Consider the following 16,753-nt stretch of genomic DNA (forward strand, 5'->3'; position numbering starts at 1 on the left):
CGCCCCTCTGTGATCTGGCTAGAAATTGAAATTCACTTCTTCATCCACAGCTTCATCCGTGATATCCGTGACACGATCAACTTCAATATCATAGATCAATGTATCTGGCTGCTCTGAAATTATCTCAAGAATTTTCACGAAATCTTTGGCGATATATTCAGCTGTGCCAGGCAAGAACAAGCTCGTATTATATTCCAGAATAAACTCGATCGTACCCTCCCGCTCAATCGCATCCAGTGCCAGATCAAACCGTGAAACTCCACTGTCATAATCAATTAATGTGCCTTTAAAAGCCTCAATCTCTCCGGTATACATCCCTACATTTTGCAGTGCAAAATACACATCAAACAGCGGATTTCTGCTCGGATCACGTGTACTATTCACAAGTTGCACAATTCGGTCGAATTGACAGTCCTGATGTGCAAAAGCCGATAACGTACGCTGCTTCACGTCCAGAAGTAACTCCCTGAATGAGTCATCAGGCACAGGTTCGTTTCTCAGGACGATTGTATTCACAAACATGCCAATGGTGGCATCAAAGTTACCCTGTTGGCGACCCGTTACAGGCGAACCGATGAGTATATCACTCTGGTTCGTATATTTATGCAACAAGACATTTAAGGCGGATAAGAGCACCATGTATAGCGTTGTTCCTGTACGTGCTCCAAGCTTGCCTATACGAGCAGTGAGTGCTTCGTCGGCATAAAAAGTCATTTTGGCTCCATCATAGGTTTTTCGATCCGGCCGTATAAAGTCTGTTGGAAGTTGAAGTGTGGGCAATGGCCCTTTCAGCGTTTCCAGCCAGAAGGCTTCCTGTAATTTAATCGAATCCGATTGCTGATACTGGTTGCTCCACTCCGAGTAATCTCTATACTGATAAGGAATATTCGGTAGAGGTGAACCACTGTACATTGACGTGATTTCGTGCATCATATTGTCCATCGACATTCCATCTGTAACCAAGTGATGCACATCGAACATCAACAGATGGCGACCGTCATCCAACGAACCAACAATCATGCGGATCAACGGTGCCGCTTCCAGATCAAACGGTCGGACAAACTGCTTCACTACATCTTCGACTGCTTCCGTTCCACGAATGACATCTGGCAACGTTTCGATTGAAAAATCCACGTTCTCGTGAATTCTCTGAATCGGCTCTCCTTGTTCCCAGTGAAATGATGTACGGAACGATTCATGGCGCTGAATCAGAGTGTTCATATAACCGTTCAACGTGAATGGGTCAAAATTCCCCTCCATAATCAACGCTTTGTTCAGGTTATAGCTGATGTTGTCCGGGTCCTGAGTGCAAAGGTAGAATATCCTTTTTTGAGCTGATGAAAGTGGATATTTTTCTTTGACTTCTGCATGAGGGATAGACTGTTGTCCGACTGTTGCATTCTCCACATCGACCAGAGATTGCAGGTGAACTCCCAGTCCCCAGATCGTCGGATATTGCAGCACATCCGAAGGATTAACCTGTATCCCCGTTTCCCTGTATATATCCGATGCCATCTTGAGTCCAATAATGGAATCTCCACCATATTCGTAAAAATCATCATACAGATCCATTTCTGTCAGTCCCAAATGAAGTGACCAAATCCGGGATAACATCTGTTCCATGGCTGTATATTGGCCATCATTACGGCCGTGTAACGAGACTTCCTTGTTCAGCGTTGCCTTTCTCATCTCCACTTCAGCAATCACGCCGGCACTTTGATCCTGAATCGTGTTGTATACGTCCTCCGACATCATCATTGGCATGTCACCTACGTAGGCCATATATTCCGAGTCATAATTCAGTTCGCCGATGATAGACCGATGCACTTTACGCTGAAAAGCCTGGTCAAAGGCCTTTAATGCAGAATTTGTTGAAACAGACTTGAACACCATGTCGTCATTTACGCCAAAATCTTTGGCCATCCCGGTCTCTTTCCAGGCCACCCAATTGATCGTTAATGTACGTTCACCCCTGCGGTTGCGATACGCTGCATAAGCATCCAGATAACTATTCGCTGCTGAATAATCTCCTTGACCCGGAGAGCTGAATAATGTTGAAGTGGTTGAGAACAGAACAAGAAAATCCAGAGAGTCGTGGGCTGTTGCCTGATCCATATTCCAGGTTCCCTGGACTTTCGGAAGCAACACACGGTTAAAGGTCTCCGCATCCTTGGACGCAAGGAATCCTTCACCAGCTACCCCTGCACCATGAACAATGCCATCCACTTTGCCATACTTCTCTCTGATGTTCACCATGAGTCTTGATACTTGTTGAAGATCACCTGTATCCACGCTGTAGAGACCTACTGTGGAACCTTTGTTCTCAATCGACTGTATCCATTTAATTTTGTTGCATTGCTCCAGATCCTTGTTATCCTCCAAAATGGCTGGCCATGTTTCCCGATCAGGGAAATCCGATCTGCCTGCAAGAATCAAGGTAACGTTGTGTCTGTTGGCAAAGTGTTCTGCAAATGCTCGGCCAATGCCGCCCATTCCGCCGGTGATGAGATAGACCCCCTGCTCCTTAATGGTTACATCAGAGAGCTCAGCTCCCAACAGATCTGTCTTCCTAAACTCTTCCACATATCGTTGACCCTTCCGATAAGCAGTGGCGTAGAAAACATCATCTGCATTCATTGCATTAAGCAAAATAGGAATAGCGGTGTCATCATCTATATCCATGACTTTGCATTCCAGTTGAGGATGCTCTTGTCCAATCGCTTTACCCAAGCCAAACATCGTAGCATATTCAGGAGCAAGATGTGATTCGTGGCCGCTAACTTCGTGAACGAACTGGGATAACAGAACAATGCGCATTCGATTTCGCAATCCTGCACCCGCAATGGCTTTTGTGAGGTAAAACAAGCTATGCACCCCTCGGCATAAGGCATCCTCCAGTTCCTTCGGACTCTCGGGTGCTATATGACCATTTATGGTAAAGGTGTGAATAATCTGATCTATTCTGTGGTTCTTCGTAGCCTTCAATAATTGCAGATACTGCTCCTCCGAACCATCGATCTGATAATGAACCGGAGAGATCTTCGCATATGTTGCACCAAGAGTAACTTCAATTACATGTGCTCCACGTTCAGTAAGTTCCCGGGAGAGACTGTCACATAACGGAATTGTCCCCTTCAAAAGCAAGACGGTTTGCGGATTCGGAATAAGCCTTTCAGGATTATTCGCTTCCACCCAGCCAATGGTGTAATGCATCGTTGGTTCTTCCTTCTGCACAACCGATGGTTGAACCGCAACTCGTTCGGGAATATCAATCCAGCAACGATTGCGCTCGTAAGGATACGTTGGAAGATGCAGCCTGAAGGTTTCCTCTTCTGCGTACAATCTGGACCAGTCAATATCGGCTCCCTGTGTATAAAGAATCGATATTTCCTCCAAGTGCTGATCTTCCCATCCGTGCTCGTTAATGAGCTTCAGTACCCTGTCTGACTGCTCGTTTAATTCACGAAGTTTTTGTTCCGTCAATTCGCCAACACCTGGCTCCTTCGTCTCAGGAACCATTCGATGTTCAGATGCATAAGCAACGGGCGGTTTAATCTCGCTAAACGGGCATCCACGCAGCTTGTCCAATCGGGCTAACAGCTCTTCTTTGTCTTTAAAAGCAATGGCGATACGCAACTTGTAGTGTCCTCTTCCCTGAGCAGCTGTTCCGCACAGGCTTAACAGATCCAGTTCATCGTAACTATCGAGATAATCATGATAAGCTGCGATCAATCTGGACAGAGAGTCCTTACTTTTGGCGGAAAGAGGCAAAATATAAGGTCTGCGTTCCTCAGCTTGGACAAATGTCTGTACTGGGGCCTCTTCCAGGATAACGTGACAATTGGTTCCACTAATCCCAAACGCGCTGATCCCACAACGTCGCGGTCCTTCCTCGGAATGCCAAGTACGCAGACGGGTATTCACAAAGACCGGTGAATTGGAAAATTCAATCATTCGATTAGGTCGATTAAAGTACAGCGTCGGAGGAAGCTTTTTCTCACGCAGTGCCATAACCGCCTTCACCAAACTAATCACTCCAGCAGCCTCCGAAGAATGCCCCAAGTTGGTCTTGATGGAACTCACCGCACAGAACTGCTTGCGATCTGTGTAGCTCGACAGTGCATCGGATATGCCCTTAATTTCAATCGGATCTCCCAATGTCGTGCCCGTGCCGTGTGTTTCAATGTATGTGATTGTCTCCGGTTCAACTCGTGCATCCTCCAAAGCAGATATAATTACCTCTGTTTGAGATGCCGGATTAGGTGCCGTGATGCCTATTGAACTGCCATCCTGATTCACAGCCCCGCCTTTAATTACAGCATGGATCGAATCATGGTCATCCAGTGCCTGCTGAAGTGATTTCAGCAGTACCACTGCAACCCCTTCTCCAATACCTGCTCCATCTGCTTCATCATCAAAAGCTTTGGAGCGATGATCTGTAGACTCGATGCCAAGTTTCATATTTTCATCATCCACCGGGCACAGGTTAATCTTGATTCCGCCAGCCAGTGCATAATCACATTGCCCACTACGAATAGCTTTGCAAGCCATGTCTACAGACACCAATGAAGATGAACAGGCCGTATCAATAACCATGCTTGGGCCCTTTAGATCCAATAAATATGAGATCCGCGCAGACATCATGGCTGTCAGATTACCCACCATGGAGCTTGAACCGCTCCCAGGATCAACTTCATATAAGAGACGTGCATACAGATCTCGCAAGGTTGCCGCATATCCAAGATATACGCCCGTTTTACTGCCACTCAATCTGGTGCCGCCATACCCTGCATCCTCAATTGCAGTCCATGCAGCTTCAAGAAATAATCGCTGATTGGGATCCATAAGACTTGCTTCCTTGGGCGATAACCGAAAGAAACCTGCATCAAACTTGTCTATGTCTTCCAGATACGCGTTCTCGTTGTATTTCATCTGTGCCTGGTCATGACCTGTGAACGCAAAATGCTTGTCAATATCCACTTTTCTCGATTCCGGAAACGACCGAACCAGATCCGTGCCGTTGACGAGATGCGCCCACAGCTCCTCAGGTGTGGAAGCAAGTGGCACATTTACAGCCATGCCGATAATCGCAATATCTCCATCTCGTTCCGCCGCAGTACGCTTCTTGAGATGCATCGCTGGAGAAGGACTCTGTTCCTCCTTCTTGTTTTTTCCACCGATAAATTTTGCGAGATGATGAACATTCGAGTATTCGAACATGTCCGTAACATTAATGGTTCCTGGAAAAATCCGCTCAATCTCACTCTGAATTTTCATCAGCAGAATAGAGTCCGCACCTAATTCAAAGAAGTTGTCGTGAATATCAATTTGATCAAAACCTAATATTTTTCTGCAACATTCGGCCACACGTTTTTCCGTATCACTAAACTCTTCGTTGAGACTTCCTGTCAGACTTACTTCTCCTGCTGGATTTGTTGCTACACTCTTTGCTTTGCTCGCTTTTTCCTGCTTCTTTTTCTCCTTGAATAGTTCAATTTGCGCAGTCAGCACAGGAGAAAGCATTACCCCTGATTTTTCGAGCAGGAAGACTCCACCGTTCTCATAATTGAGATAACCTACAAGTGCTCTCGGTACATTATGGGATAACACCTGCTCGAATCCTTCAAGAGCCTTACCGGTTGGCAGCGTCTTAAAAATGGTATCGATTGTGAAACCACCTTCGAGGGCCATACCGGTTTCTTTCCAGGTCGTCCAGTTCACCACATGTGTCCTTCTGCCGAGCTTGTTCCGATATTCCCCGTAGGCATCCAGATAAGCATTGGCTGCGGTATAATCTCCTTGAACGGCTCCGCTAAACATCGTTGCTACCGAAGAAAACAGAATAAAGAAATCCAGATCATCCGAATGGGTAACTTCATCCAAAATACGTGTACCCATCACCTTAGGATTGAAGATGCTTTTAAACTGGTCATCCGTACGATTCATTAATAAGTCGGATCTTCCGATTCCCGCGCCATGGATAACCCCCCGAATCTTCCCATGACGTTGACGCAGCTCTTCTACAATTGGAACTATCTCTTCTTTTTTGGAAATGTCAGCGTTGTATATTTCAACGCTAGCTCCCATATTTTCAATATCAAGCACTCCCTGAATCTTTCGGCATAACGACTGATCCTGCTGTGCTTCCAAAATTGCTTCCCATGTTTTCCGGGGTGGAAAGGCAGTACGATTAATCCAGGCCAGATGTACCTTGTCCCTGCCAGCCAAATATTTGGATACTTCAATCCCGATACCTCCGGCTCCACCAGACACAAGATATATCCCTTCTGAATGAAGAGCTGGAAATTGTCCGTTGTTACTGTCCGACTCTGCAACAGGCTGGAGTTTACCGAATGACTGAACATACCGTTTTCCGTCTCGAATGGCGGTAAGGAAGTGATCTGTTTTTCTGAAAACAGACTCTGCACTCCCCTTGCTCCATAGCATATCTTCCACGTCGATAACTCGACATTGTATGTTCAGGTGCTCCTTACGTATGACCTTGGCAAGACCTTCTAGCGGTGCGAGTTCAGGTCTAAGAAGCTGTTCTTTGCCTGTGACATGATGGACACATTGGGTCAAAATCACCATATCCATATCATAATCAATACCATGTCTGGTCAATGAACGAACCAGATACAGCAGGCTGTAAACGCCGCGTTCCTGTGATTCATTCAACTCCACCAGATTCTGAACAGAAGTGTCCGAAGCAAAGGTAGGTGCGTAGATGACCTGTGACCATGATTTTGAATCCAAAGCATTGACTAAAGAATCAAAATCGACCTCTTTCGAACCAATTCGAAAATCAGTATCGTTCCTCTGTTCAAAGTAATCTCCCGGACAAACCTTAATGACGTCCTTACCCGATTGTTGCAAAAGCAATGCAAGGTCAGCCCCACCTTTGTCATCGGCTGTAAAGAGTACAACTCTCTCGCTTGAATGAACTTCGTTATCCTCGTACTCTCCCTCAAGCTCATGCCACGTAAGAGAAAACAATCCGTTGTCAGGGTGGACACTCTCTTCTGCTGGTCTGCTTCCCATGTCAATCCAGCACTTCTGCGGATCAAAAGGATAACCCGCCAGAGGTACGGTCTTCGTAGACTTGCCCTCATACAGACGCCACCAGTCCACGGATGCCCCTTGGACGTAAAGAGTACACAGGCGCCCCCAGTCGAATGTAGCCTCATTCATCTGGTTCAATTCTTGTCTGACCTCTTCACTTAACGCACGAACGTTTTTCTGGGTAATATCATGTCCCCCTGAAACTTCCCGATTGTCGCTGATCAGTCGGTGTTCCCCATAATGAAACCAAGGTGCTGTGAACGTGTGAAAGTCTCCAGATATAACCTGGGTTAGCTTAATGCGCAAATCCTCCAAATGTTCAGCCAAAATGATCACTCGGTGAGCATAATGTCCGCGACATGCATTGGCTGTTCGACAAACATCCAGTAATGAATACCTGTCAGGGAAGGCAGATACTCCGTCCAGATACTGTTTCATCAGGATTTGAATTCCATTAACTGATCCCGCAGACAACGTGAATGGATGAACACCCGTATGCCCATCATGCGTAACGTTCAACGTGGCCTGTACAGGAGCTTCTTCCAGCACTATATGACAATTCGTTCCGCTCAAACCAAATGTGCTTATCCCGCATCTACGCGGATCAGCACCTCGCTCCCACTCTCTTAACCTTGTATTGACATAGACGGGTGAATTCCCAAAATCAATATTCAGGTTTGGATAATTAAAATGAAGGGAAGGCGGGAGTTTCCGATGATACAATGATAAAAGTCCCTTGATCAGACTGGCCATACCTGCTGTTTCATACAGATGCCCGACATTGGTTTTGACCGAACCGATTGCACAAAATTGCTTTTTATTCGTATATTTTCGAAAAGCACGTTCCAGCCCCTGAATTTCGATAGGGTCACCCAGATTCGTTCCTGTTCCATGAGTTTCAATATAGGCCAGGGATTCCGGGTGGATACCTGCTCGCTTCCACGCTTCCTCGATTACTTCGGATTGAGCAACCGGATTGGGGGCCGTGATGCCCATGGACGTTCCATCCTGATTCAAGGCGATGCCTTTGATTACACCATAGATGTGGTCTCCATCCTTCTGAGCCTGACGAAGCGGCTTCAAAATTACTGCAGCCACACCTTCACCCATACCGGATCCATCTGCTTCTTTATCAAAAGCTCTTGTCCGGTAGTCGGTGGATTCAATCCCAATCTTCAGAAAATCATTATCCACTGGCAAAATATCCAGCTTAACGCCTCCGGCAATCGCCATGTTGCAATCCCCGTTCATCAGCGATTTACAAGCCAGATAAACGGATACTAGCGAGGACGAACAAGCAGTATCCACTACCATGGTCGGTCCTTTTAGATTAAGCAGATACGAGATGCGGGTAGGAAGCATTGACGCGATATTTCCAGTCATCGCAATAGACAACTCTTCCGGATTAGTATCCTTGATCATTTCCTTATAGTTGTTGCTATTGGCAAATCCGGTAAAGACGCCGGTATTGCTTCCTGCAAGCCTTTGCCCGCCGTAACCGGCATCTTCGATGGCATGCCATGCCGTTTGCAAAAATAAACGATGACAAGGGTCCATCAGACTGGCCTCTTTTGGAGAGAGACGGAAGAACTTATAGTCGAATTGATCCACTTCATCCAGAAAAGCACCATCCAGATATTGAAGGAATTCGTCTGAATATCCGCTTAGTCTGAGGTACTCATCCGTTACAGATTTTCGATCAGATGGATAATCACCTATGCAATCAATCCCCTGCTCAACAATGTGCCAGTATTCCTCCGGATGATTCGCATGGGGAAATTTAAGGCTCATGCCTATGACTGCTATATCCTCTTGATGATTTGCTTCTTCCTGCTTCAGCAGATTGATGACCTGAATCCCCGTCACTTTGTCAATTTTGCCGGAGGCTATGTTTTCAACAACATGTTTGTAGACTTTCTCCACAAGCTCACTCCCCTGGCCGTATTTCATCCAAACGATGAAGAATGTCTTCGACAGATACTTCCCCGTCCTGCAACTTGTCCAGCATATGGCTTAATGAGTCATTCCAATCTCCGTCCTGCTCTTCTGATGCGGATGTTATCGGTGCAGCTTGCAGGATATGTTGCTCATTGCCTGCAATGTAATTGCTGAGTTTGTCTACAGTTGTATATTCGAACAGATCTACCAGTTTGATCTTATTGGGGAAATGCCGATCCAATAACTCATGCATCTGGCCCAACATGATCGAATCTCCCCCTAATTCGAAGAAACTGTCATAAATATTGATTTCACTGAACCCTAGTACCGAACCGAAGATTTTGGCAATCAGATCCTCAGCATCGCTATATGCTCCTTCTCCTGTCCTGCCATCCAGAGTAACTTCTGCATAACCGGTCTGGTTCTGAGTTTCAGTAAAAACAGTCTTCTCATCAGTAGCGAGGGATCTCAGGTCATCAGATAATCTCACAGCAACACTTGACATCATGCCAAGCAATTTGCTTTCACGATTGATCTCGCCGACGATTACCCGATTCAAGGTCATTCCCATCGCACGATCCAGCCATGCAATGCCCTGCTCCGTAGGAATTGCGGAGAATACGCCATCCACATTGATACCGTAACGAACGCCCATCCCCGTATCTCGCCATGTGTTCCAATTCATAGTTAGGGTTCGTTTCCCAAGCTTGCTTCGATATGCAGCAAATGCATCCAGGTATGCATTGGCAGCAGCATAGTCCCCTTGGCCCGGAGCAGCAAACACCGAAGAGATCGTGGAGAAGAGCAGGAAGAAGTCAAGATTATCCTCAAGCGTGACCTGATCAAGCGCCCATGTTCCTTGGACTTTGGGACCTGTCACCGCTGAGAACTGTTCCTCCGTCTTGCGCATCAGCATGCCTTCACCAGGTACACCAGCACTGTGGACTACGCCACGAATGGGACCGCAAGTATGTCGAAGTTCATCAAATACCTCACGTAGCCTATCCAGATGCCCGATATCCACTTGATAAAATGAACATGACGTTCCTTTCTTCTCCAGATCCATCACCCGATTTATCGTCTCGCACACTTCCCTGTCTCTGTTCTGATCAAGCCATTCAGTCCACTGGTCACGCGGCGGAAAAGGTGAACGGGCAAGCAAAGCAACATGTCCTGCTCCCTTGTCAGCCAAGTACTGGGCGACTTCCAAACCAATGCCTTTCGTGCCGCCAGTAATCACGTATACACCGTCATTTTGAATTGCTGGCGAATGGCCGATCACCATCGTATCGTCCAAAGTCTCGAACTGCTCCTCATAACGAGTACCTTCCCGATAAGCAACAAGATATAAATCAGACTTTCGGCCAATCTCTTGTAACACATCTTCAGCAGAGACAACATCATCCACGTCCAGAAACTTGCAGGATATGCCCATCAATTCCTGACCTACAACTCGTCCCATTCCCATAAAAGGAGCTTGTTGTGGCTGAAGGACACGTTCATTGCCTGTCACTTCGTTCACATAATCAGATACCAGCGTAAGGCTCAGTCCGCGTTCATAACCCACATGTGCCAGCGCCTGTGTAAGATACATCAGGCTGCGAGCCCCACGCTGCTGGGTCACCTCTAATTGTTCGATACTCTCAGGAAATACTGTTTGTTCAGTCGTTGACATATGGATAATATGTGTGAATTGATACTCAGATTGAAGATCGGTTAACAAGTCCTCATACGCCTGTTTATTTGAATCAATGCCATACCATCCATCGCCTGGAGTAGAATCCTTTTGAAGTCCAATCTCTACTCTTACAACCTTCCGACCCGCAGCTAGTAATCTCTCATAGATCGATGCCGAAAGAGCAGTTTTTCCTGTGAACAATAATACATCTCCAGATTCGGAGGACATCCATGATGTCCCATCGATGGATGGCGTGTTAACCCAACGAATAACATGAAATGGTTGTTCCATACGTTCCACTTTTACCGGGGCGACGTCGGGTATGTCCAGCCAGTGTGTCTTACGCTCGAAAGCATACACCGGGAGCCGCACTTTACGAGGTGCCTGTCCGTCATTCCATAATAATGGCGGCAAATCTGCGCCCGCCGAATACAACTCACTAATTTTGACCTGCATGGATTCGTCCCTGTAGAGGCCGTTCTTCCACGCTAATGCGACTTCTTGAATTTCGGCGTTCAAATTTTCCTTCTGAACCAGAGTAAGATCATCCGGACGTCTAATCCCATCCGTACCTGATACCAATCGGTGTTCTCCATAACGATAGAAAACCTTGCCTGCTTCGCCCAGTTCAGACTCCCAAAAGTAGAGCCGGTTCAATTCATTCAAACGGGAAACAAGCTCCATTGTCGTATTCACTGCAAAAATTAATCGATGCGGATAATGACTGCGCCCAGCTTGGACCGTGTAACAGATATCCTGCAGATCCATTTGTAATAATTGCGGACCATATGCAACGTACCTTGTAACAAGTTGCTGCAAGCTCTCACGTGATTTGGCCGAAAGCATGAAAAACTGTGGCCCAACGTGAGGAACATGGTCAGACAGTTCTTTATGGATATAGTCTGTCGGTGGCTCTTCCAGCACAATATGGGCATTGGTTCCGCTCATCCCAAACGCACTGACGCCAGCTCGCCGCGGATGGCCTTCAACCTCCCACTTACGAGTAACGGTGTTGACGTATATGGCAGAATCGTAAAACGGGATATTTTCATTGGGTCGATTAAAGTGAATCGTTGCAGGCAATTCCTTGTTTTTAAGTGCCAACGCAGTTTTGATCAACCCGACGATTCCCGCTGCTTCAAGCAGATGACCCATATTGGCTTTGACAGATCCAATCGCACAGAAATTTCGTTTGTCGGTGAACATACGGAATGCATTTGTCAAACTGTTTACTTCAATCGGGTCCCCTAAAGGTGTACCCGTCCCGTGGGCTTCCACATAACCAATAGTCGCAGGATCAATGCCGGCATCATCCCATGCTTTGCGAATCACGTCTTCCTGAGCCGCCGGATTTGGTGCTGTCATCCCGGCAGAACTGCCATCCTGATTGGATGCTGATCCCTTAATGACTGCATAGATTTGGTCGCCATCCTGTTTAGCTTTTTCGAGTGGTTTTAGCATGATTACACCAATGCCTTCGCCAAATCCCGTCCCTTCCGATTCCTCATCAAATGCACGCGTGATTCCATCCATGGATTCCATGCCTATTCCCATGCGTGTATTCGTGTGATGAATCGGCATGGTATGGATTTTAATCCCACCTGCTATGGCCATTTCACATTTGCCGCTACGAATCGATTGACAAGCGGCATCTACAGCAACGAGGGATGATGAACAGGCTGTATCTACGACCATCGATGGCCCTTTCAAGTCCAGCATATAAGATACTCTTCCAGAGGTAACTGCTGCTGTGTTGCCCACCATAGCGCTGGATAGAAGAGTCGGATTGGTTTCATAAATGAGTCGTGAATACATATCGCGAATATTCGGCGAGTATCCAACAAACACCCCGGTATGACTTCCACTAATGTCTTCTACACAACCGGCATCTTCAACTGCTTCCCAGCATGCCTGCAGGAAGAGACGCTGATGTGGGTCCATCAGGCTTGCTTCCTTGGGAGACAAACGGAAAAAGGTACTATCAAACTTATCAATCTCATCAATATACGACCCTTCCACAAGAGCCACGCTGCCCTCAGGAAACTGTTTATATCGAATATAGCGATCAATGGCATCCTTTCGTTCTGCAGACAATGTGGTCCTGCAATCCAACCCGTTGCGAATATTGTCCCAGAACTCATCTGTGGTGTTGGCGTTAGGCAGTTTGACGGAAATGCCAATAATGGCTATGTCCTGTTCCGTTCCTTTGATCGTTGCATGATGTGTCATGTTGTCGCTTCCCTGGCGTTTATCTACCAGAAAACGGGCCAGCTTATAAACTGTTGCGTGTTCAAACAAATCCGTAATCATAAGTGAACCTGGATCAAGCAGTTCCAATCTGGCATGCATCGTTTTTAACAAGAGGGAATCGGCTCCCAGTTCAAAGAAATTTTCATGGATGTTAATTTCCTCGAAACCCAATACCTGTCTGCAAACATCAGCGACACGTCGTTCTGCTTCGGTGTAATCCTCTTTTTCTTTTCCTGTGAGGATCACCTGACCCGTGCCATGTTGTGAAATTGATCGGGTAGAAGCCATATCTGCTATAGATCTGGTCGTAGACTTCAATCTCTTCAATCGTTCGAGCAAATATGGAGCAACCCGAATCCCTGAACGTTCGAGTAAAGGAATGCCCCCACCATTTATGTTTAATTCCCCGATAATAACGCGGTCTACTTTTTGAGTAACAACGTCTGCGAGAGTATGGATCGCCTGTTCAGGCAAAATGGCCTTAAATATAGTATCCGCCGTAAAACCCGAACGTGCTGCCATTCCCCGCTCCCTCCAGGTCACCCAGTTAATGGCGAGTGTGTGAAGTCCCTGCTTGGTTCGTTGTGCGGCGAACGTATCCAGGTAGGCATTGGCTGCAACGTAATCTCCCATCGTCAACGTGCTGAATGTTGTAGCGACAGAAGAACATAACAGCATAAAATCAGGCTGATCTTGTCGGGTAAGTTGATCAAGCAGCCATGTCCCCCTGATCTTGGGAGCCAACGTGCGCTTGACGTCATCTTCACTCTTCTGATCGGTAGACAGATCACTTCCCGTTCCTGCGCAATGCACAATTCCACGTATAGAACCAAACGTTTTTCTGATACCATCCAACGTATGGGTAAGACGCATTTCATCGGACACATCTACGCTAAAATAAGTTACCATTGCTCCGAGACTTTCCATGGCATCTATTTCACGAATAATCTGCTGAACAGCCGTCTGGTCTTTCCCATTCTTACGAAGCAGCGGCCATTGCTCTCTGTTAGGTAATTCTGTCCGTCCCAGTAGGATAATTCGTACCTTTGCCTGACCAGCCATCCATCTCCCAATCTCTGAACCTATCCCCCCTGCTCCACCCGTTATGATGTATACTCCATTCTCAACCAGTTGCCAGTCCCTATTTTTCTGAGTCTCTGTGTCCCATTCATCCAGCTGTTCAACATAACGAATCCCATTCCGATAGGCAAAATTCTCGTTGGAGATGCCTATGCCACCAACCAACTCCGGAATAGATTCAAGTGAACTATGTTCATCTCTGTCAATGCACTGACAACGGATATGCGGATATTCCTTTCCTATAACGTTAGCCCAGCCGATCAAGGCAGCGTGCTCAGGATACAGTTCCACCTCGTCCCCCGTCACTTGATAAGCAGTTGTCGTAGCAATTGATATGCCTACAGGGCCAGACACTGCTCTCTGCACCAGAGATTTGACCAGTCTGAACAGACTCAGAGGACCCTCTATTTCCGCCTGAGAAAGATCCGCCAGATTATGCACCTGCATTCTGGGCGTTGAACTCAGTAGATGAATAACACGGGTTATATCATTGAAAGGCAATGCACCAAGCAGATGATCATAAACATCTTCTGAAGAAAGTTGTACTAGACCTGAGAGTCCTTCCATAACGGCAACATCTCCGTCAAATGTCACGGATACCAGCTTTCTTCCCAGATTACGCAAGGTGGTTTCAAGCCTTTCGCCTTCAAGGTCTTTATCTTTTCGCAATATCAGGGTTATCCCATCATCAATTGGCTGCTGCTCCTCATCGGGTATGGATGGTTCCAAAGAATCCGCGATCCAGCGTGTTCTATACATACTCCGAGTCATGTCATCTGTCTGGCGTTGATCCATGTCCGCTTTCCAGTCCAGCCAGCATATGTTCGGTTCAAACTGGTATGAAGGAAGTGGAATTCTGCGCACAGACTTTTCTCTGTACAGATCTTCCCAACTCACATCGGCTCCCTGAACATACAAATCACAAATGGCCTCCAACAGCACTTGTCTCGGATGAACATGAGGTTCAGCAAGCCATGCTTGGGCCTTCTGTCCAAGTAGTCTGACCTCCTGCTCCGTGATTTCCCCTGTACTCCGCGTGGACTCCCCTGCACCGGCTGTTATAATCCGATGTGTGCCTGTGTGTACTCCGTTTATCTCGAGATCAGGACCACCATTTGCGGCTGATACCAACTTCAATTTTCTTTCCAAATCCTTGCGATCACTGTAAGTGATCGCAAGCCTTTGAGTGTAGTGCCCTCTTCCGGTATTAGCCGAGAATGATAGATCTGCCAGCGAAAGTTCAGGATTTGAAACGAGCAAGGCCTGATAGGCATGCACCAGCTTTGTTAAGCTGGCAGCACTTTTGGCAGAGATCGTTAAAATTTGCATATCCGGGATCGTTGCGGTACCTGCCCTGTGATAATGTGGCGGCTCTTCAACTACAATGTGACTATTGGTTCCACTTAGACCAAACGCGCTGACACCACATCTGCGTGGAGCTCCTTCGGCATGCCATATTCTAGGGCGAGTGTTGAGATAGACCGGAGAATCTTCAAAGTTGATTTTTGAGTTTTGACGCTGAAAATGAAGTGTGGGTGGCATCATGCCTTCACGCATTCCCATAATGACCTTGAAAAGCGAAGCCATACCAGCTACACAATCCAAGTGGCCCACATTTGTCTTCACTGAACCGATAGCACAGAATTGTTTCTTGTTTGTAAACTTTTGGAACGCTCTGCGAATGGCCTCAAACTCTATGGGATCTCCCATATCTGTCCCTGTACCATGTGTTTCAATATAATTTAGCGTCTCCGGGTTAATCCCCGCATTTTTCCATGCTTTCACCAGCAAATCTGTCTGTGAAGCGGTATTCGGCGCTGTGATGCCTACGGAAGTTCCATCCTGATTCACAGCACTTCCTTTGATGACTGCGTAAATATGGTCTCGATCCCTGAGTGCTTTGTTCAAAGGTTTGAGGATAATAGCGGCAGCGCCTTCACCCCACACCGTCCCATCCGAATCTGCATCGAACGCCTTCACTTTGCCATCCGGCGCTTCCACACCAAGCTTGTTCCCTTCATCCAGGGGAAACAAACGTATCTTTACGCCACCAGCGACAGCCAGATCACAATCTCCGTTTCGAATGGCCTGGGACGCGAGATGGATGGCTACGAGAGAAGATGAGCATGCTGTATCGAGACACAGGCTCGGCCCCTTCAGATCCAGCAAGTAAGAAATCCGGCTAGCCAGAATGGAGGCCAGATTACCTGGAACTGCACTGGGATCTGCCTGCGGCTCCAAGTCAGTGATTAATCTTTTGTAGTCATATACTTCATCGTTACGAAACCCAACGTACACACCTGTGTTGCTTCCTTTAAGTTTACCGCCCCCATATCCTGAATTCTCAATGGCGTGCCAGGCCGTTTCAAGAAACAACCGCTGATTGGGGTCCATGAGAGAAGCTTCACGGGGAGACAGGTTGAAGAAACGATAATCGAATCGGTCAATATGATTCAAAAAACCTGCTTTGGTATACGTGACCGACTCTCCCCGTGTCTTCATATAATAATCTGTGAAAAATTGTCGTTCTGCGGGAAAATCGCTGATACTGTCCACACCGTTAACCAGATTGCTCCAATATGCCTCGAGTTCCTCTGCACCCGGGAATCTGCCGGACATTCCAATAATGGCAATGTCCTTAGTCGAAACACTTTCGATATCGACCGATTCTGCCCCGGATTCCAGGAGATCATCCAGTTTAATACTTCCCATTAATCCTTTTCTCATTTTGCTCTCCTTTACAGT

2 protein-coding genes are annotated in these 16,753 nt (G+C 46.9%); both read right to left on the bottom strand.

What is annotated here, in order from left to right; genetic code table 11:
* Positions 1 to 18 precede the first annotated feature (18 nt).
* On the bottom strand, positions 19 to 9,012 hold the full coding sequence (locus tag F0220_RS22920; RefSeq protein ID WP_105601704.1) for an SDR family NAD(P)-dependent oxidoreductase: 8,994 nt from the start codon (positions 9,010 to 9,012) through the stop codon (positions 19 to 21).
* Entirely contained in the window at positions 8,990 to 16,735 is a 7,746-nt protein-coding gene (locus F0220_RS22925) for an SDR family NAD(P)-dependent oxidoreductase (RefSeq protein ID WP_105601705.1), read from the bottom strand. Before F0220_RS22925 ends, F0220_RS22920 begins: the two co-directional genes overlap by 23 nt.
* Positions 16,736 to 16,753 lie beyond the last annotated feature (18 nt).

It is taken from the genome of Paenibacillus sp. 37, from assembly GCF_008386395.1.
In the GTDB taxonomy this organism is placed as follows: domain Bacteria; phylum Bacillota; class Bacilli; order Paenibacillales; family Paenibacillaceae; genus Paenibacillus; species Paenibacillus amylolyticus_B.